15 protein-coding genes and 1 pseudogene are annotated in these 18,896 nt (G+C 60.3%); 11 read left to right on the top strand and 5 right to left on the bottom strand.

Annotation, left to right across the window (positions count from 1 at the left end):
- Positions 1-2: 2 nt before the first annotated feature.
- The 3 genes and pseudogenes from AC5ZG5_RS28025 to glk form a co-directional block, all read right to left on the bottom strand.
- Entirely contained in the window at positions 3-2,522 is a 2,520-nt protein-coding gene (locus tag AC5ZG5_RS28025) for a glycoside hydrolase family 65 protein (RefSeq protein WP_496138708.1), read from the bottom strand.
- Between the two features lie 162 nt (positions 2,523-2,684).
- A pseudogene (locus tag AC5ZG5_RS28020) lies at positions 2,685-3,281 on the bottom strand (HAD family hydrolase); the annotation flags it as partial.
- 48 nt (positions 3,282-3,329) lie between these two features.
- Complete coding sequence (gene glk, locus AC5ZG5_RS28015; RefSeq protein ID WP_456644847.1) at positions 3,330-4,274, bottom strand: glucokinase; 945 nt, start codon at positions 4,272-4,274, stop codon at positions 3,330-3,332.
- A 62-nt stretch (positions 4,275-4,336) separates the two neighbouring features.
- Here glk and AC5ZG5_RS28010 point away from each other — a divergent pair, with 62 nt between their 5' ends.
- The 3 genes from AC5ZG5_RS28010 (at position 4,337) to AC5ZG5_RS28000 (ending at position 8,428) form a co-directional block, all read left to right on the top strand.
- Complete coding sequence (locus AC5ZG5_RS28010) at positions 4,337-5,311, top strand: 1-phosphofructokinase family hexose kinase (protein ID WP_035688711.1); 975 nt, start codon at positions 4,337-4,339, stop codon at positions 5,309-5,311.
- A 434-nt stretch (positions 5,312-5,745) separates the two neighbouring features.
- The gene (gene pyk / locus AC5ZG5_RS28005; protein WP_456644848.1) at positions 5,746-7,158 is read left to right on the top strand and encodes a pyruvate kinase; all 1,413 of its coding nucleotides are present in this window, start codon (positions 5,746-5,748) and stop codon (positions 7,156-7,158) included.
- A gap of 208 nt (positions 7,159-7,366) precedes the next feature.
- Complete coding sequence (locus AC5ZG5_RS28000; RefSeq protein ID WP_456644849.1) at positions 7,367-8,428, top strand: Gfo/Idh/MocA family protein; 1,062 nt, start codon at positions 7,367-7,369, stop codon at positions 8,426-8,428.
- Positions 8,429-8,824: 396 nt separating this feature from the next.
- Here the strand turns inward: AC5ZG5_RS28000 and AC5ZG5_RS27995 are convergent, their stop codons facing one another.
- The gene (locus tag AC5ZG5_RS27995) at positions 8,825-9,421 is read right to left on the bottom strand and encodes a TetR/AcrR family transcriptional regulator (protein WP_028161501.1); all 597 of its coding nucleotides are present in this window, start codon (positions 9,419-9,421) and stop codon (positions 8,825-8,827) included.
- Between the two features lie 102 nt (positions 9,422-9,523).
- On the opposite strand from AC5ZG5_RS27995, the gene AC5ZG5_RS27990 reads away from it, so the two are divergent.
- From AC5ZG5_RS27990 to AC5ZG5_RS27960, 7 genes are all read left to right on the top strand, one after another.
- A complete protein-coding gene (locus tag AC5ZG5_RS27990; RefSeq protein WP_456644850.1) occupies positions 9,524-10,900 on the top strand; it encodes an aminotransferase family protein in 1,377 nt (458 codons plus the stop codon).
- 17 nt (positions 10,901-10,917) lie between these two features.
- Positions 10,918-12,132 (top strand): ABC transporter substrate-binding protein, encoded by a 1,215-nt coding sequence (locus AC5ZG5_RS27985; protein WP_456644851.1) that lies wholly within the window; start codon positions 10,918-10,920, stop codon positions 12,130-12,132.
- A 38-nt stretch (positions 12,133-12,170) separates the two neighbouring features.
- A complete protein-coding gene (locus AC5ZG5_RS27980) occupies positions 12,171-13,031 on the top strand; it encodes a branched-chain amino acid ABC transporter permease (protein WP_456644852.1) in 861 nt (286 codons plus the stop codon).
- Between the two features lie 60 nt (positions 13,032-13,091).
- Entirely contained in the window at positions 13,092-14,117 is a 1,026-nt protein-coding gene (locus AC5ZG5_RS27975) for a branched-chain amino acid ABC transporter permease (RefSeq protein ID WP_456644853.1), read from the top strand.
- A 32-nt stretch (positions 14,118-14,149) separates the two neighbouring features.
- Positions 14,150-14,866, top strand: a complete 717-nt coding sequence (locus AC5ZG5_RS27970) for an ABC transporter ATP-binding protein (protein ID WP_456644854.1) — start codon at positions 14,150-14,152, stop codon at positions 14,864-14,866.
- Positions 14,867-14,873: 7 nt separating this feature from the next.
- Positions 14,874-15,566 (top strand): ABC transporter ATP-binding protein, encoded by a 693-nt coding sequence (locus tag AC5ZG5_RS27965; protein WP_456644855.1) that lies wholly within the window; start codon positions 14,874-14,876, stop codon positions 15,564-15,566.
- Between the two features lie 87 nt (positions 15,567-15,653).
- Positions 15,654-17,078 carry an amidase gene (locus AC5ZG5_RS27960; RefSeq protein ID WP_456644856.1) on the top strand — a complete coding sequence of 475 codons (1,425 nt, stop codon included), beginning with the start codon at positions 15,654-15,656 and terminating at the stop codon, positions 17,076-17,078.
- Between the two features lie 89 nt (positions 17,079-17,167).
- Here the strand turns inward: AC5ZG5_RS27960 and AC5ZG5_RS27955 are convergent, their stop codons facing one another.
- Entirely contained in the window at positions 17,168-17,866 is a 699-nt protein-coding gene (locus AC5ZG5_RS27955; RefSeq protein WP_456644857.1) for a GntR family transcriptional regulator, read from the bottom strand.
- Between the two features lie 118 nt (positions 17,867-17,984).
- Between AC5ZG5_RS27955 and AC5ZG5_RS27950 the strand changes: the two genes are divergently transcribed.
- Positions 17,985-18,878 carry an amidohydrolase family protein gene (locus tag AC5ZG5_RS27950; protein ID WP_456644858.1) on the top strand — a complete coding sequence of 298 codons (894 nt, stop codon included), beginning with the start codon at positions 17,985-17,987 and terminating at the stop codon, positions 18,876-18,878.
- Positions 18,879-18,896: the final 18 nt, after the last annotated feature.

Raw genomic sequence — 18,896 nt, 5'->3', positions numbered from 1 at the left:
GATCAGGACGCACGGTGAAGCGGCACGCTGGTTCGCTCGCCCGGGTACAGAACGAAATGCCGTTCGTCGACCGCGATGGAGATTGCGTCCGCTCCACTTGGATCGCTCGCCAGCGTCAGCGCATCCTGGGTTATATCCACGCTGAGCGAGTGCTGGCGGTAGCGGAGCCGAAATGCAAGCCGGCGCAGTTCATCCGGTAATGCCGGGTGAAAATGCAGTTCTTCGCCGCGCAGCTCCAGCCCGGTGAAGCAGCGTTGCAACAGGTCGATCGTGCCGGACATGGCGCCGAGATGAATGCCTTCGCGCGTGGTCCCGCCTTGAACGTCGCTGATGTCACTTTGCAGAGCCTCCGTGAAAAGTGACCAGGAGCGTTGCCGGCAGGAGCGCGCCAAGACCCAGGCATGCACGAGGGCGCTCAGGGTGGAGCCGTGCGAGCTGCGCCGCAGATAGTAGTCGATGGTTCTGGGGATCGTGGCAGGATTGAAAGTGTAACCAAGGCGGTTGAAGAGCTCCGCCAGTTCTTCTGCGGAAAACAGATAGAACAACATCAGCGCATCGGCCTGCTTGGAGAGCTTGTAGCGATTGGGCGAGTCGCTCTCCGCCTCGAGGATCAGGTCGAGCCGCATGATATTCGGGTATTTGCGGCGATAGGCGTCCCAGTCGAATTCCTGTAGCAGCTCATAGCCTTCAAACTGGCTGAGAATGCCGTCGTCGTGGAATGGCAGGTACAACTTGCAACTGACATGCTCCCAATGTGCGAGTTCCTCCTGCTCGATCCGCAGGTTCTGGCACAATTCGTGACAGCGTTCCTTTGGCAGCAGCTCAAAGAGGTCGAGCGCGCGGGCAATGCACCAGACGGCCATGACATTGGTGTACGCGTTATTGTCCAGGCCTGCCTCATCCCGATCCGGATAGCCGTCATGGAATTCGTCCGGCCCCATCACGCCGCGGATATCATAGCGGTCGCGTGCTTCGTTCCACTGCGCAAGACTGGCCCAGAAGCGGGCAATCTCGAACATCAGCTCGGCGCCGAAGGAGTAAAGGAACTCGGCATCGCCAGTGGCTTGATGGTACTGCCAGACATTATAGGCGACGGCCGCGCCGATATGGCGCTGCAGATGTGTGTCGTCTTTGATCCAGTTGCCGGAACGCGGGTTGAAGTACATCACGTCGGTTTCTTCGCGCCCATCGCTACCGCTCTGCCATGGGTACATCGCGCCGCGGAAGCCGGCTTGCCGCGCGGCCCAGCGCGCCTCATCGAGGCGCCGGTAGCGGTAGAGCAGCAAGGCACGCGCGAGGATCGGAAAATGCAGGTTCAGCAGCGGGAAGATGAACAGCTCGTCCCAGAAGATGTGGCCACGGTAGCCCTCGCCATGCCAGCCGCGGGCGGGGATGCCAGCATCCAGCTCCATGCTGTGGCTGGAAGCTGTCTGAAGCAGATGGAAGAGATGCAGACGCACGGCCAAATGCGTCTCATCCGCTTCGTCGCTGGCGATATCGAGCAGATCCAGGTCGCAGCGCTCCCACAAATGTCCCCAGACACGCCGATGGGTTTGCAGAAGCGCATCAAAGCTGTCGGCGCGTGCGATGGCCGTGCGCGCTGCGGTTTCCGGATCGGCGATGGCGCGGTCCCTGGAGGTATAGAGCGCGACGATCTTCTCGATCTCGATGCCGGCGCCCGGCACGGCATCAAGGGCGATGTCATAGCCGACACGCGCCGCTTCCTCGATCGGGTGCTTGTGCACGGCGGCATCAAGCCCGCGCGCACGTACGTCCAACCGTGCGGCCTGTGCGATCCGTAGCTGCGACTGCGTCATCTCCACCTGAAGCAGCATGGAGCAAGGTGCGAAGGCGGCGGCTTCGCACACACGCAGATTCCGGCTTTCAAACGCTTTGTATCTCGGCACGCCGGTATTGGCGACGTCGCCGTCCAGCATGGCGCGCACGGTGAGCCGGCCGGACCAATTCTGCGAGGTGACGGTGACATGCTGGCCGGCGAGGTGCTTGCTGTCCATGTGCACGAAGCGGCGCTCAGTGAGGTTGATTTCCCGCCCCAGCGGGTCGCGCACCCGCAAACTTCGCAAGTACAGACCGTGGCGCAGATCGAGCGTTTGCTGATACTCGAGCACTTCGACGCGACGCAGGTCGAACCAGTCTCCGTCGTCGATCCGGAAGGTCAGTGGCAGCCAGTTGGGGAGGTTGACCAGGTCCTCGTTCTCGATCGGGCGACCATCGATCACGGTGGTGAGCCGGTTGTAGCCGCCGGCGAGATACGTGCCGGGATAATACAGATCATCAGCGCGCGCTTCGGCGGCGGCTCCGCGGGTCACGAAGTATCCGTTGCCAACGGCGAACAGGGTTTCGCGACGCCCTTCCAGGGCAGGATCGAACCCCTCATGGACAAACAGCCAAGGGTCCGGCCGAGCGCGGGCCGCGGGATGGCGGGTCTCGGTTCCTTGTTGCGCGATGAACGGGTCAAGCCGATGCACGTCGGGCTTGGCGACAAGCGAGCGCGGCGTCACTCGATCGTCCAATTCCAAATCGATCTGGTTGAGGTCGGCGACGACGATATCGGCACCGGCGTTCTTCAGGTCCGCACCATGGCCGACCCGGTCGATGCCGATGACGAGGCCGAAACCGCCGGCTCGTCCCGCTGCCACGCCGGCGATCGCGTCCTCGATGACGACCGTGCGATCGGGCAAGCTCCCGAGGCGCTGCGCCGCCGCAAGAAAAGTGTCGGGCGCTGGCTTGCCCGGGAGCCCCAAGGTCGCGGCATCGCGTCCGTCGATGCGAGCGTCGAACAGATGATCGAGCCGCGCAGTTTGCAGAATCTCCTGGCAATTGCGGCTCGCCGAAACCACCGCCGTCTTCAGGCCGAGCGCGCGCAGACGCCGAATCAGGGCCACCGTGGAAGGATAGACGTCGACCCCTTTGCCGCGCATCCTGTCCAGGAACAGTCCGTCCTTTCGCACGGCGAGGCCCTGGATGGTTTCGACCTCGGGACCATCGCGCTCATCGCCTTCCGCGAGGCCCACGCCGCGCGCGGCCAGGAAGGCACGAATGGCCTCTTCGCGCGGACGGCCGTCGATGTACTTGCGGTAGTCCTCAAGCGTGAATGGCGCGACGGCAACGCCGGTGCGACGGGTGTACCCTTCGAAAAAAACATCGAAGGTTTGCGTCCAAGCCTGGAAATGGATGCGCGCGGTATCTGTCACCACGCCATCGAGATCGAAGGCGACGGCATCAAATTGCGACGGAACAAGACCGGCTTTGCGAGACATGCCTCGGCTCACGGAGTTATTGCGACGTACGCCAGCATTGATTTCCAATTAAACGGAGTGGCTCGGCTCCACATACAAGGCAGCGCCGAGGAGGCCCGCATGAGGACGTAAGATCTGGTCGATCGGTATCCCGTCCAGATACGAGCTGAACCGTCCCTTTGCAGTGAAAGCCTGCTTGAGCGCTTCGACATCCCAGAGTGGCCGCAGTCCGCGGCACAGTCCGCCAGTAATGACGACCCCGCCGCTGGTCAAAAGGGTCAGGGCGAGATTGCCGGCGGTCGCACCGAGGATGGACGAGAAGATCCTTATCGCCTCACAGCAAGTAGGGCACTGGTTCGCTGCGGCGCGGGCCGAAACGTCTCTGGGATCCTGCAGATCGATGATCTGCCCATTCATCTTGGCCAGAGTTGTCGCAATCGCCAATAACCCCTTTCCGGACAGCAACTGTTCGGCTGACACATGCGGATAGTGCCTGTGGAGATGCGACAGGATCTCGACTTGGACACTGTCCGCCGGAGCGAATGTGGCATGCCCGGCCTCACTCGGGAGTCCGACAAGTGTTCCCGTATTATTCAGCAGAAAGGCAACACCGAGGCCGGTGCCGGGGCCAATGACGAGGGAAGGCTGGCTTGGATCACGTGTTCCCGCTTTTACGGAACAGATCTCATCGGGTTGCAGTGCGGCAACGGACAACGCCTGGGCGAGAAGATCATTGATCACGATCAACTTGCGCAAGCCGAGCCGCCGCCGCACATCCGCTATCGAGAAATGCCAAGAGCTGTTGCTGAAGGTCACCTCATCGCCCAGGACGGGGCCCGCCACAGCGAGCACCGCCTCTTCCAGCATCGGGACGCCAGACAGATAGTCCTCCACCGCCTCGACAAGGCCGGGATAGTGGGCGACCGGTAGCTTGCGCGCATCCGATGGATGCGAACCAGGCTCTGCAATCGCAAACCTTGCGTTGGTGCCGCCAATGTCTCCGACCAGCCGCATGGCGTTCATCCCCTGAGGATGATAATGTTCAACTTCTATTTCCAGGCGAGAAGGCTTGCAACATGATACAGCAGCCGGAGACAGCCTCAAAGCCTATCGTTACACTGACGCTCAGCCCGACCATTGATCTCGCGTTCCAGTCGAACGAGATCAGACCGATCCGTAAGAATCGTGCGGTACAACAGCGCACGGATGCGGGAGGCGGCGGCATAAATGTCGCGCGTGTGCTGAAGGAACTGGGCGCCGAGGCCTACGCCATTTACCTGGCTGGCGGCGCTACCGGACTCGTCCTGAATGAACTTGTCTCGAAATTGGACGTGCCAGCAAAATGCGTCAATATAGCCGGCAGCACACGCATCAGCTTCACGGTCTTCGAAGAGATTTCGGGGCTCGAATATCGTTTCGTAAGCGAGGGCTGTTCTCTTGTCGAAGCAGAGTGGCAATCGGCCCTATCGCACCTCAAGGAATGTGACGCAGACATCATCGTCGCGAGTGGTAGCTTGCCGCCGGGTGTTCCCATCGATTTTTACGCCCGCGCGGCCGACATCGTGCGGAGCAATGGAGCACGCTTGATCCTTGATACCTCAGGGCCTGCGCTCCAAGCGGCCGTGTCGGCAGGAGGCATTTGTCTCGCCAAGCCCAGTGTTGGGGAGTTCGAGACGTTGACACACAGAAAGTTCGAGTCACCCGAGGAACTTGTCGATGCCGCTACGTCTTTGGTCGCTACCGGGTCCGTCGAAAACCTTGCTGTGACCATGGGACGCGATGGCGCATTGCTCGCAACTCGGTCAGGCACGTTGCGACTACGAGGCCCTAAGGTGAAGCCTGTGAGCGCTGTAGGGGCGGGCGATAGTTTCGTAGCGGGCATGACCTTTGCGCTGGCGCGCGGAAAAAGTGCTGAAGATGCATTCACGCTCGGCATGGCCGCGGGTGCCGCTGCTGTCCTGACACAAGGCACCCAATTGTGCCGTCGGGAGGATGTCGAGCGTCTCCATGCCGAAGTGATGGCCGAGCGCCTGTCCATGCAGCCAACCTAGCGCGCTGGCGTCGTAACCTCGACCTCGCACTCGCTCCGCACCGAGCTTCCCGGATGCCGGGGATGAACACGGACCAATCAGAGACAGCCATGGGCGCAGCGGCAGAGTCGACTTTGACGAGTGGCGTCACATCGCTGGCATACGATGTCTGCCAGCGATGTGCGAAGTTGCTTGCCACCGACTGCGGGAAAGGGCTCGATCCGGCTGAAGCAGCGAGGCGGCTGCAGGCGTATGCGCCATACAACCCAGCAGTGTACGATCCGGCATAAAAATGCTAGCAGTGAGCAACCAGTGCGGCGCAAAAGGTCAGCGAATAAGCCGCGGGGCGGGTACCATGCTCTTCGAAGGAGATTAACTGCGGCACAAAAAGTCACTAGATGAAGCCGCATGCGAGTCCTGCCTGATCGAGCCGGAACGAAAGGGATCACATGGTCATGCGTCGTCGACGGGCGAAAATAGTTGCTACCGTTGGCCCGGCCAGCGCTTCGCCAGAGATGCTTAAAGCGCTGTTTGTCGCAGGTGTGGACACATTCCGTCTCAACTTCAGCCACGGAACCCAGAAGGATCATGCAAACGTCCATGCTGCGATCCGCGCACTCGAGCAGGAAATGCAGCGCCCGATCGGCGTTCTGATGGACCTGCAGGGGCCCAAAATTCGCGTTGGCACCTTGCGCGACAAGAAGATCACAGTTCGGTCCGGTGAGATCGTTCGCTTTGTCGGCTCCGCATCGGAAGGTGACGCCGGGGCTATACCCTTGCCGCACCCGGAAATCTTTGCAGCCCTTGCCCCCGGCGACGATCTCCTGATCGACGATGGCAGGGTACGCGTTCGCGCGACGAGACTGGGCAATGACACCATCGAGGCCGAGGTGATCGTTGGTGGTGCGATCTCGAACCACAAGGGCGTCAATTTGCCGGGAACGATTCTCGATCTGTCGCCGCTCACCGCAAAGGACCGCGCCGATCTGGAATTCGGCTTGGGCCTTGGCGTGGACTGGGTAGCTCTCTCATTTGTGCAGAAGCCATCGGACATGATCGAAGCACGGGCGCTGATTGGCGAGCGCGCCGGGCTCATGGCGAAGATCGAGAAGCCCGCGGCACTCGAGCGGATCGATGACATTATCCAGATGTCGGATGCGATCATGGTTGCGCGCGGCGATCTGGGCGTCGAGATTCCGCACGAGGAAGTGCCCGCTCGCCAGAAGGAACTGGTCCGCGCCTGCAGGCTGGCCGTCAAACCGGTGATCGTCGCCACTCAGATGCTCGATTCAATGGTGACAGCCCCGACACCCACGCGTGCCGAGGCTTCAGACGTCGCCACCGCAATCTATGACGGCGCGGATGCCGTGATGTTGTCGGCGGAGTCGGCCACCGGCCAGTACCCGCGAGAGGCCGTCCAAATGATGGACCGCATCATCCGCAGCACAGAGCAGCACAAGATGTATCGCTCGATTATCGAAGCAACCCAGCCCGATGAGGAGCAGACTCCGCCGCACGCGGTGGCCGCGGCGGCGGCCGACTTGGCCTCGGCGATCCGTGCGGCGGTCATCGTCGCCTATACCGCGAGCGGGACAACGGCCGCACGTGTCGCGCGGAAGCGGCCCAGGGTGCCGATCCTGGCGACCACGACGAGTGTGGAAGTGTCCCGTCGCCTCTGTCTCTTCTGGGGTGCACACAGCGTGCTTTCCGACGATGTGAAAGCCTACGAGGAGATGGTCAGCCGCGCGACGGAGCTTGCGAAACGGGAAGGGTTCGCCGGCGCCGGTGATACTTTGGTGGTCGTTGCCGGCATACCGTTAGGCCAGGGCGGGACAACCAACAACTTGCGCGTCGTTTCGGTCTCCTGATCCCCCCGGTGGGGCGGAGATTGCCGAACTGGCGGCCGAGCGCGACGAGAGCCGTACCAGTGATCGCCGGCAACCAAAAACCGACACCCGAACCGGTCGAGCCGGGAACGCGCTGCCTCCCGATTGACTTGATCTGTTGGAACCTTTGCTAATAGGAAGCCGGGAGTATTATCGTCCCGCGTGGTCTCCGCGTCGAAAAGGAGGCTCAATGATCAGGTTCGGCCTGCTGGGATGCGGGCGTATCGCCGAGCGCCATTCCGATCTGCTCGGCGGCAATCGCATTGAGGGCGCAACGCTCGCGGCTGTCTGCGACTTGGTGCGTGCTCGCGCGGATGCGCTCGCAGCGAAGTTCGGCGTTGACGCCCACTACGACATCGATGATTTTCTCGCCCGCAAGGACGTCGATGCGGTCGCGTTGTTGACCCCGAGCGGCATGCGTCGCGAGCATGTCATCGCCTGCGCGAACGCCGGCAAGCACGTCGTGGTGGAAAAGCCGATGGCGCTGCGGCTGCGGGACGCGGATGACATGATCCGCGCCTGCGACGAGGCAGGCGTCAAGCTTTTCGTCGTCAAGCAGAACCGCTTCAATGTTCCCGTGCTCAAGGCACGGGAGGCGCTGGAGGCCGGCCGCTTCGGCAGCCTCGTGCTCGGCACCGTGCGCGTGCGCTGGTGTCGCGATCAGGCCTATTACGACCAGGATAGCTGGCGCGGCACCTGGGCCTATGACGGGGGCGTGCTCACCAATCAGGCGAGCCACTATATCGACCTGCTGGAATGGTTCTTCGGCGATGTTATCAGCGTTCATGCCCGCGCGATCACCGCCCTGGTTCGGATCGAGGCCGAGGACACGGCGGTCGCGACGTTGAAGTTCAGGAACGGCGCGCTCGGCGTCATCGAGGCGACCACCTCCACCCGGCCGACCGACATCGAAGGCTCGCTCTCCATTCTCGGAGAAAAGGGGATAGTCGAAATTGCGGGCCTTGCGGTCAACCAGATCCGACATTGGCGTTTCGTCGACGAACTGCCGTCGGACAAGGACGTGATCGAAAAATTTTCGATCGACCCGCCCGACGTCTACGGCTTCGGCCATCAGGCCTATTACCAAAACGTCGTCGATTGCCTGGTGAACCAGCGCGCGGCGCTGGTCGACGGCCTCGAGGGCCGCAAGAGCCTGGAACTGATCTCGGCGCTCTATGAATCGATTGAGATCGCGCAGGAGGTGGCGATTCCCTTCACGCCGCGTCTGGGCCGGTTGGGCGTCGTATCGTAAACCAGCCGGAGCATCTCGGATCGGCGTACGGGATGCGCAATTTAGCGCCGGCGTGAAGGTGGTGGTTGAGCTCTGCAATCTCTATGGCCGAGAGCTTGGCGACGGCTGACCGCGCGACGGATCCCATCTTCTACCGGATAAGCCCTTGGGTGCGACCGGTAAGTCATTGATCGTTCTCAACCCGGGGCTGCCTCTTAATCAGCGGGTCCCAGGTTCGAGCCTTGGTGCGCCCACATATAAATCAAGTCTCCCGTCTGTTCGCTTTTTCAACACGTCGCGACTGCGGGAAGCGAACCCGGATCTTCGGCTGCGCTCCCCACTCCAGCGACCCCTGACGTCCGGGGTTCGAGTCTCTCCAAGCATCGGCTCGTGGGCTCGGACGTGACTGCGCATTGGTTATGGGGCCTGCTTGGATCCGAGCTGTTCGACCATTTTGACGACCCGGTGCGCAAATCGGCTGGTGAGATTCGCGTCGCCCAGCAGCAAATTGAACCAGACCGCGCCAAAGACAAAGTCAACAATCATCTCTGAATCGAGCGTGCTTGGCAGCTCGCCGGATTCGATGGCCCGGTTGATGACTGCCTTCGCAGCATCTCGACGAGGCTCGACAATCTTCTGAAGAACGAGCTTTCGCATGTCGGGGTCGCTTTGCGCTTCGACGACCACGCTCTTCAGAATATTTGCATAGGCCGCGTCCTGAATGCGCTTTGTCGTCTGCAACAGAACGGCAAGCAAGTCATTCACAAGGCCGCGCGCAGGCAGCGGGGCCGGGCGCTCCAGTCCATCCATGTACAAGTCGACGAGCAGTGCGCCCTTCGACGACCATCGTCGATAAATGGACTGCTTTGCTACCGCGGCCCGGGCTGCGACGCCCTCGATCGAGAATGAAGCGTAACCCTCATCCCGAATGAGATCTCTGGCCGCGTCGAGAATGGCGCGGTGGACGTTTTCGTCCCTGGGGCGCCCCGCGCGGGCAACAGCCTTCTTTCCCATCATTCATCCTATTGACATACGCAACGGTTCGTATTGTATTTGGTTCGTTGGCCAGGAGGCCAGTCTCTCTTTTTGAGATTTCGGGGCATGGCAGTTTCCCAAATGATCGATTTGTCGCGGACTGGTGGACTGGAGGGCAGCCGCCTGCTCAAGCCGAATCTGGCTGCACATTATCCCAAAGTCACGCGAGGCGAGGGACCTTATCTATTCGATAGCGAAGGACGACGCTATTTCGATGGATCGAGCGGTGCGATGACCGCGAACCTGGGTCACGGTCTCCGCGAAATCGGCGACGTCATGGCGGAACAGGCCGCTACCATCGCATTTACCTTCAGAAGCCAGTTCAGCAATGAGCCGGCCGAGCGCCTGGCTCAGAAGCTTTGCGAGTTGGCTCCTGGGGATATCTGCAGTGCGTTCTTCGTGAACAGCGGCTCAGAAGCCTCGGAATACGCCGTCCGCATGGCCCTCCACTATTGGAAGGAGTGTGGTCGCCCACAGAAGACCAAGGTCCTCGGCCGCATCACCAGCTATCACGGCATGACGATGGGAGCCCTGTCGATCTCGGGCCATTCGGGGCGCCGGCCCGACTACGGTCCGCTGCTGCACCAGTTCGCCAAAGTTCCCCCAGCGTATTGTTATCGATGCCCGTTCGGGCTTCAGCCGGAAGACTGCGCGACGGAATGCGCCGATGCTTGGGAGACGGAGATCCTTGCTCAAGGCCCCGATACGGTCGCGGCTGTCATCGCTGAGCCGATCGTTGGTGCTGCGGGCGGAGTGTTGCCGCCCCCGCCTGGCTACTTCCGTCGGTTGCGAGAAATCTGCGATCGCTATGAGGTTCTGCTCATCGCTGACGAAGTGATCACCGGTGCAGGACGTACCGGCGCATGGTTTGCATCGGAGCAAGAGCAGGTTGTTCCTGACATCATCCTGCTCGCGAAGGGGTTGAGCGCGGGATACACGCCCATGGCCGCCATCCTCCTGCGTCAGAGGATCGTGCATGCCATTGCCGAGGGCAGCAGCATCGTTCCCTTCGGCCACACATTCAGCGCCAATCCTCTCAGCGCGGCGGTGTGCCTATCCGTGCTCGACTACATCGAGCGGAACGACCTATTGCGTAACGCGCGCGAGCGCGGCGAGGAGTTATGCGCGGGACTCTTGGCGCTCTCGCAGCGACATCCGTGCATGGTCGACATCCGAGGACGCGGCCTGTTGTGGGGATTCGAACTCGTGCGCGATCGGGCAACCCGCCGGGCCTTCGAGGCGCAACAGAATGCAGCAGGAATGCTGGTGTCGATCTGTCGTGATCATGGGCTTGTCGTATATCCCGCGGGTATCGCACCGCTCAACAATTCGATCATTGCGGCGCCGCCGCTCATTGCCACGTCGGACCACATAGCCGAGCTGATCGCAAAGCTGGGGGATAGCCTTTTCGAATTCGAGAAAGTCGTAGCCCAGACGCAGCCTGAACAATCCATTTAGCCCAGGAGGAGATCTTGATGCCCATTGCACAAACGCGTCGCGATGTTCTGTTGTCCGCCGTGGCGCTCGCGGCAGCTCCGATCCTTCCGGCCTGGGGCCAAAGGGCCGGTGTGGTAACCATGGGCGTTATAACTCCAACCACTGGCACTTTCGCGTATGCCGGGGATCTAGTTGCGCGTGGTGCCTCGCTGGCGCTGGAAATGCATGGCGGCAGTGTTCTTGGCAACGCCGTGCGCTTACTGACGCGAGATGACGAAGGCAAGCCGGCGTCCGGTGTTCGCCGTGTTCAGGAGGCCGCAATCAGCGACGGAATGCGATATTTCATCGGAGCCTATTCCAGCGCTGTCGGGCTTGCCGAATCCGAGGTCGCGCAGCGCGAAAAGCTGCTGCAATTCGCCGCGGGCGGCTCCGAAGACTTCACGGGTAGTCGGTGCGGACGGTATACGTTTCAATGGTCGGCTCATCCTTACACCGCGATGCGCGCGACGCTCGAGTACGTAAGAAAGACGTTTCCTCAAAAGAAAACGATCTACACTTTAACTGCAGACTACGTCTTCGGGCACGCACTTCTCAAATATACCAAGATCGTGGCGGCGGAACTCGGCTTTGAGCTGGTTGGCAACGACAACCATCCGTCCGGCGAGCGTCAATATACCCAATACCTCACAAAGGCGGTCGCTGCGAAGCCTGATATTCTGCTGTTGAATACAGCCGGAGCTGATGCCGTCACGGCGGTCCGCCAGTTCGCGAGTTTTGGCGCGGAGAACATCGCCGTCGTTGGTCCTTGGTCGCTCGAAGTCGATCAGCTTGCGGAGCTCGCGCCGGAAATGCGGACGGGCTTGGTCCTTGGTCAAAACTACTATCCCGATATCAACACGCCGACGAACAAGGAATTCGTGGGAAGCTACACGAAGAAGTTCTCGGCGCTTCCGGGGTATTCCTCCGCCTATGCGTACGACGCAGTCCGGGCTCTCCTTATGGCCATGGAGAAGGCGAACAGTACCGAAGTTCCGGACGTCATCAAGACTCTAGAGCAAATGTCCTGGGATGGAGTGCTTGGTCGAATGTCGATCGATCCGAAGACCCATCAGCTTATTCGACCGTATTTCGTCGTGCGCTGCAAACAGGCATCCGACATGCGCCATGCAACCGACTTCGCTGACATCGTGGCGAACGGCGACAAGCCTCAGCCTCCCGAACTCAACGAATGTAAGCAGATGCCTGCGCTCTAATTCACCGATATGAGCACGCGACGCGAGAGGGACGGCAGATGCTTTGGCTGATTTCAGCGCAACTCGTCAACGGCATCGCGATCGGGATGATTTACGCCCTGATGTCGTTCGGCCTTTCCATCATCAAAGGCCTGCTGAACATTCCGAACTTCGCTCACGGTGCCTTGTACGCGCTCGGTGCTTACCTCTGCTATTCGGTCGTGTCGCTTGGAATGTCCTTTGCCGTCGGATTGGCGGTCGCATTTCTGGGCGCGGCGCTTGCCGGTTTGGCGCTGGACCGCTTTGCGATACACCCCGTCAGCGGAAGCGGATATCTTCCCCAATTGATCACGTTGTTCGGCGCCGCGCTTGTGATCGAGCAGGCCCTCCTGATTGGCTGGGGCACGGTTGGCCTCAGCTATTCGCCACCGCCCATATTGCGAGGGGCGATCAATCTCGGCTTTACGATCGTGCCGAAATATATAGCCTTTGCGAGCGTTTTCTCCGCGCTGGTGATCAGTGCCGTTTGGTTGTTGATCGAGCGCACCAAGTTCGGTGCTTATGTCAGGGCAGGAATCGAACGACCCGAGACCACTCAGGCTTTGGGGATCAACGTCGACCTGTTGCTCTCCGCGGGAATGATGCTTGGCGCCGGACTGGCCGGACTGGCGGGTGGCTTGGCATTGCCGCTGGTCGGAGCGACATCGACCATGGGGGGCGATATGTTGGGCATTGCCTTCGTCGTGCTCGTCATCGGTGGTCTCGGATCTCTTTATGGCTCGATTGCCGCGGGGGTGCTGGTCGGAGTGGTCCAGAGTCTCATGACGATTGCGGCGCCTGCCGCGAGCACGGCGATTATTTATGCAGTGATGATCGGCGTCTTGCTTCTTCGACCCCAGGGGCTTTTTGGCGAGCGCTGACGGCAAAGCCCGTCGGGCGAGGTATTGGCGATGAGATCATCGGACCGCAACGGAACTGTATTGGCCAAGAGTATCGAAGAACCTGTCGAAATCAGCAGTGTTGGCACCACCGCGAGACCGGGACCGCTGACCGCGAACCTGATCCGAAGCATCGGGATTATCGGTGCCGTATCGATCCTGCCCTTGGTGATGCCGATCAACATCGCGACGGAAATCCTGATCTTTGGGATTTTCGCAATGGCAGCGAATCTGCTGATCGGAACGGCCGGCCTCTATTCTTTCGGGCAGGCCGCGTTCTTTGGTACAGGCGGCTACGCGGCCGGGTACCTTCTGGCGCATGGTTGGACGTCGTTGCCGCTCGCCCTGGTCGTTGCCTGCGGGAGCGGAGGACTAATCGCGGCAGCGGTCGGCATTCTAAGTATCCGCAGGCTGGGCATCTACTTCATGATGCTCACCTTCGCGTTCAACCAGCTGGTCTACTACATCGTATATTCCTGGCGCTCGGTAACCGGTGGAGAGGACGGCCTGGCGGGCATTCGTCGTCCCGTCCTTGAACTGCCATTTGTCGGGTCGTTCAGTTTCGACGACAATCGAAGTTTCTACGCGCTTGCATCTGTCCTCTTCCTTGCAACGATGATTGTTCTGGTGCGGATGGTGAACAGCCCGTTTGGTCTTGTACTTGCGGCGAGCCGGCAGAACAGTCGTCGCACGGTCTCCCTCGGGTATCCCGTGCCTATGCTCCAGCTCGTCGCGTTCGTGATCGCGGGGGCAATCTCAGGCGTGGCGGGTGCACTGTTTGCCATGTTGTACCGGATCATGCCCATTGATTCCGTACATTGGACCGGATCAGCGTACGTGGTGTTCATGGTCGTCATTGGCGGGCAGAGGAGCATGCTTGGCCCGGTGATCGGCGCCGCCGTGTTCATATGGTTGCAGGGCTTGTTCAGCTTGGTCTGGACTCGATGGCCGCTGCTCCTCGGGGTATTCGTCATAGTCATCATGGCCTCTCTACCGAATGGGCTGGTCGGCTTCGTCTCCAAACTCTCGAGCTGGACGGTCAAGGGACGTGGACAGCGACAATGCTAGCGCAAAATCAAATCGTATTGGCGGCAGACCGATTGTCGAAGCGCTTCGGCGGAAACACTGTAGTCGATCAGGTGAGCATCGCATTCGCCAAAGGGCGTCTGCACAGCATTCTTGGACCAAACGGTGCCGGCAAGACCACGCTATTCAATCTCTTGACCAGGGACCTTACCCCGGACTCCGGTGCGATTCGGCTTGGAGCGACCGACATCACCGACCTGACGCCTGATCGCGTCGCGAGAATGGGGGTCGCCCGCTCCTATCAGATATCAAGCGTCTATCTGGACATGAGTGCGCGAGAGAATGTCTGGGTTGCCGCGTACCGGGCCCGCGGCGGCAATCCCTTTGTGTTCTGGCGGCAAGTGACGCGGTTCGCCGAAACGCGCGAATGGGCCTTTTCCTATCTGCAGAGGCTTGGGTTGGTCGAGATCGCGGATGTGCCGGTGCGAGAACTTTCATATGGCGATCAACGCCTCCTCGAACTCGCTGTCACCTTGGCCTGCGAGCCCAGGATCATTCTTCTCGACGAGCCAACTGCCGGACTTTCAAGCAAAGAGGCCGAGCGTGTGAAGCGGGTGATCATGGCCCTGAAAGGTGAGTTCAGCATCATCATGATCGAACACAACGTGGGTATCGTCATGGATCTTTCGGACGAGATCACCGTGATGAACCGCGGCGCGGTGGTTGCTCACGGCAGCCCTTTCGAAATTCGCGAGAATAGGGATGTGCAGGAGGCCTACTTTGGTAGTTGAGAAGGCTTTGCTGAAGGTCGATGCCATCGACGCCTACTATGGTCGAAGCCAAGCGTTGTTCGGCGTGAGTTTCGATGTCGGCCGCCGCGAGGTGGTCGCGGTTGTGGGTCGAAACGGTGCCGGAAAGACGACTACGCTGCGAGCGATCATGGGTCTCAACCCGGTCAAAAGCGGTGCCATCTCGTTCGATTCGACTCGAATCGACGGAATGAAGTCGCACCAGATCGCGCGATCCGGGATTAGCTATGTGCCTGAAATCCGGGACCCGTTTTCGCTCTTGACGGTCGAGGAGAACATCATGCTCGGGCATCGCCGGGGGTCTCCTTACGACCTGCGCCGCATCGTCGAATGGTTTCCGGACCTCGCTGGCCTGCTGAGGCGTCGCGGCTCGGAACTATCGGGCGGGCAGCAGCAAATGATGGTGATCGGAAGAGGACTTGCACCGGGTCCGCGACTGCTGTTGCTGGACGAGCCATCGCAGGGGCTGGCGCCCGTTGTGGTCAAGAAGGTGGGCGAAACGCTTGCGGCGTTGCGTGGTGAAGACCTGTCGGTCGTCCTTGTTGAGCAGAATATCGGCTTCGCGCTTTCACTCGCTGACCGAGTGGTGGTGATGGAAAACGGCATCGTCGTCGACCGCCTAAGCTCGATCGAAAGCCAGCGTCATCCAGAACGCATCGAGCGATATCTCGGCATTCACTAGCATCAGTGCCCCCACAGTCCGATCGTGCAGTGCCGGCTTTGCCTCGCCTGCACATGGTCGCGTCCATATAATCGAGGATCACAAGCGATGACCAATCTTCAATCCGATATCGGATACGCGAGCGCGATTGAGCTCAAGGAAAGCTATGCGCGCGGAGATACTACGCCAGTAGAAGTCGTAAGAACGGTCCTGGAACGGATCAACGCCATCAATCCACGGATCAACGCCTTCTCGGTAGTTATGTACGAGGAAGCGCTTGCTGCCGCAAAACAATCGGAACAGCGCCTCCGGGAGCGCGAGGCGGGCCCGCTCGAGGGAATTCCGGTCACGATCAAGGATGCCTTCGATGTTGCCGGTCAAGAAACGTCGACCGGTTCATACGCCATCAAGGGGCAGGTCGCGGCGACTGACAACGTCGTTGTGGAACGTCTGCGCAAGGCCGGCGCGGTGATCATCGGCAAGACAACAATGTCCGAGTTTGCCTGGTCCGGCATGAGCCGCAACCCTGTGACGGGGATTACCCACAATCCTTGGCGGCATGGACTTAATGCGGGAGCCTCCTCGGCTGGAGCGGGTGCTGCCGCGGCGACCGGTTTCGGACCGCTGCATCTTGGATCTGATGGGGCTGGCTCCATCCGTATGCCATCACATTTCTGCGGCATCTTTGGGTTGAAGCCGACCTACGGGCGCGTGCCTTGCGTCCCCGTCACGAACAACGACTACGGCACTCATCCTGGACCGATGACGCGAACTGTCGCGGATGCTGCGCTCATGCTCGAGACCATGGCCGGCCCCCACTTTCTCGATCATACGTCGTGTGAGGCGCGGCCCGATGCCTATCTTGCGAAGCTGAAGGGGTCGATGAAGGGTAAGCGTGTGGCCTTCAGCCTCGATCTCGGTCACGCAAGAGTTGACGATGAGATTGCCGATATCGTCCGGAATGCAGCGAGGACTTTTGCTGGCACGCTCCAGGCGGACGTCGAAGAAGTGATCCCCGACTGGGGTGTGCTCGGGCCTGAGCTCGGCCGCTTTTTCTGGAGTGTCTATTGCGGACGTCATGCCAGGCTACTGGCTGATTGGGAAGGCCGTATGAGCCCCGATCTTGTGGCTTGTATTCGCGCGGGAGCCAACTTCTCGGCCGCCGATTACATCAATATGCGAGAGCGGAAGCTGACTTACGTGGCCAGGATCTCATCGTTTCTCGAAAATTGGGATTACCTCATAACGCCGGTTGCATCTGTTGCGGCGTTTCCTGTCGAGCGCGTGAGGCCCGAGGATTGGCCGGAACATGCATGGGACTGGCTTGCATGGTCTGAGTTTCTTTATCCGTTCAATATGTCCAGCCACCCAGCCGCCAGCGTCCCCTGTGGCATGACCGCGGCTGGGCTTCCGGTCGGGTTGCAGATCGTAAGCCGGCGTTTCAACGATCTCGGGGTCTTGCAAGCTGCGGCGTCCTTCCAAGAGGTGCTACCAATGCAGCGACAGCGTCCACCCATTGAACCGGCCGCGTGACACCGCCTCCTTCATGCGAGGACCGAGCAGACTAGGCTAACCAAGCGCCCGGATAGGCTATCCTCTCGAAGCAAATCGCTGCACGTCCACTAAATCGAAACGTCGGGCTGGGCCTTGTTCAGCAGGAATGCCTCGACCTGCTGTGCCGTGCGTTCATAGTGAACACGGAGGTAGGTCACCGCGGCTTCGGCATCGCGGGCAAGCGCGCTTTTGAAGATCAATTCGTGCTCCTCCTCGATTGCTCGAGGGTTGTCCGGTATCGCCCACGACAGACGACGATAGCGATCGGCACGATCATAGAGGCCCTCGCTTATGGACAGGAGTATGGGTGATCCGCAGGCCAGTATAAGCGATCGGTGGAAAACGGTGTGCCGGTGATTCCAGTCTTCATCGACCACCGTCGGTGCTTGGTGAGTCGTTCGGGCGATACGCTTCATCAAGTGGTGCGCCGATACGAGCGCGCCCTCCCAATCCGCGCCTCCCTTCGCAATCGAGAGCCGTAGCGCTTCGCCCTCGATAAGTTGCCGGCTCCGCGCAATGTCCCAGAGCTCTTCAATGGATAGTGGCGCGACCCGATAGCCGCGGTTCTCTTCCACGGTTGTGAAGCCCTCGGCCGTGAGCCGCGTCAGCGCCTCGCGGACCGGGGTGACACTCATCCCGCAGAGGTCTTGGAGCTCTGCAAAGCGTAAGCGTGTGCCGGGCGGCAGTGCCCCACCACGAATAGCATCGCGAATCCGTAGATAGGCACTTTCAGCCAGGGTTTTTGCCGTGCCAGCAACCGCCGTCATCGATGCTCCCGTACAAGATGTGCTGGATTTTACCACAGACTGCATATTTTCGAAAATACTTGACGCGCGATAATTCAGTCCTAAAAGTGCCAGCAACGATATTGGGGGAGAAATGCGGATGGCTGAGCCCATCGAGGCGATCGACGCGCATCATCACATTTGGCGTCTTGCTGACTTGGCTTGGCTGTCCGGGCCGCCAGTGCCGCGTATTTTCGGTCCCTACGAAGCCATTCGCCGAGACTACACGGTCGACGAATTCCGGCGCGATCTGGAAGGCGCCAACGTCGTCAAATCCATTTACGTCCAGACCAACTGGCCCCCCGGCGGCGAATTGACGGAGGCGCAATGGGTCCAGTCAGTGGCTGATGCGGCAGGTTGGCCGCACGCCTGCGTTGCCTACGCTGATCTTGCCGATCCGAACGTCGACGCATTGCTCGACAAGCTTTGCAAGTTGCCCACGGTGCGCGGCGTGCGCCAGCAACTGCACTGGCACGAAAATCCTCAATACCGCTTCGCGTCCCGGCCCAACGTGATGAACGATCCCGCTTGGCGCAAGGGCATGACCGAGCTTGCCAATCGCAATTTGATCTTCGAACTTCAAGTCTTCGCCGGCCAGATGCAGGATGGTGCGGAGCTTGCGCGCGCATTTCCGAAGGTCAACTTCGTGCTCGAACATGCGGGCATGCTGGAAGATCTCTCGCCCGCGGGATGGGAACTCTGGCGTCGCGGCATGAAGTTGCTTGCCGCTCAGCCGAATGTTTTCACCAAACTATCCGGTCTGGGCACCTTTGTGCATGCTTATTCGGCTGAGGTCGTGTCTCCGATCGTCAGGGAGACCGTTTCTATCTTCGGAGCAGGGCGCTGCATGTATGGGAGCAATTTCCCGATTGAAAAGCTCTGGACGAGCTACAAGGCGCTGAACGAGACCTTCCGTCAGTCCATTTCCTATCTCTCGCTGGAGGAGCAGCGCGCGATCCTCCACGACACCGCTGCACAGCTCTATCGAATCTAATCAATCAGTTAATGGGGG

The sequence above is a fragment of the Bradyrhizobium sp. Ses1 genome, assembly GCF_059512365.1.
Note: the sequence above shows the minus strand (reverse complement) of the source record. Positions and strands in the feature narration are given on the sequence as shown.

What these genes read in the sequence shown, in the direction of transcription:
- AC5ZG5_RS27955 (WP_456644857.1), bottom strand. Translation starts at nt 17,866, where the DNA reads ATGACGGCGGTTGCTGGCACGGCAAAAACCCTGGCTGAAAGTGCCTAT.
- AC5ZG5_RS27960 (WP_456644856.1), top strand. Translation starts at nt 15,654, where the DNA reads ATGACCAATCTTCAATCCGATATCGGATACGCGAGCGCGATTGAGCTC.
- AC5ZG5_RS27980 (WP_456644852.1), top strand. Translation starts at nt 12,171, where the DNA reads ATGCTTTGGCTGATTTCAGCGCAACTCGTCAACGGCATCGCGATCGGG.
- glk (WP_456644847.1), bottom strand. Translation starts at nt 4,274, where the DNA reads ATGCGGCTGGTCGGAGACATTGGCGGCACCAACGCAAGGTTTGCGATT.
- AC5ZG5_RS28000 (WP_456644849.1), top strand. Translation starts at nt 7,367, where the DNA reads ATGATCAGGTTCGGCCTGCTGGGATGCGGGCGTATCGCCGAGCGCCAT.
- AC5ZG5_RS27995 (WP_028161501.1), bottom strand. Translation starts at nt 9,421, where the DNA reads ATGGGAAAGAAGGCTGTTGCCCGCGCGGGGCGCCCCAGGGACGAAAAC.
- AC5ZG5_RS27985 (WP_456644851.1), top strand. Translation starts at nt 10,918, where the DNA reads ATGCCCATTGCACAAACGCGTCGCGATGTTCTGTTGTCCGCCGTGGCG.
- AC5ZG5_RS27990 (WP_456644850.1), top strand. Translation starts at nt 9,524, where the DNA reads ATGATCGATTTGTCGCGGACTGGTGGACTGGAGGGCAGCCGCCTGCTC.
- AC5ZG5_RS28010 (WP_035688711.1), top strand. Translation starts at nt 4,337, where the DNA reads ATGATACAGCAGCCGGAGACAGCCTCAAAGCCTATCGTTACACTGACG.
- pyk (WP_456644848.1), top strand. Translation starts at nt 5,746, where the DNA reads ATGCGTCGTCGACGGGCGAAAATAGTTGCTACCGTTGGCCCGGCCAGC.
- AC5ZG5_RS27950 (WP_456644858.1), top strand. Translation starts at nt 17,985, where the DNA reads ATGGCTGAGCCCATCGAGGCGATCGACGCGCATCATCACATTTGGCGT.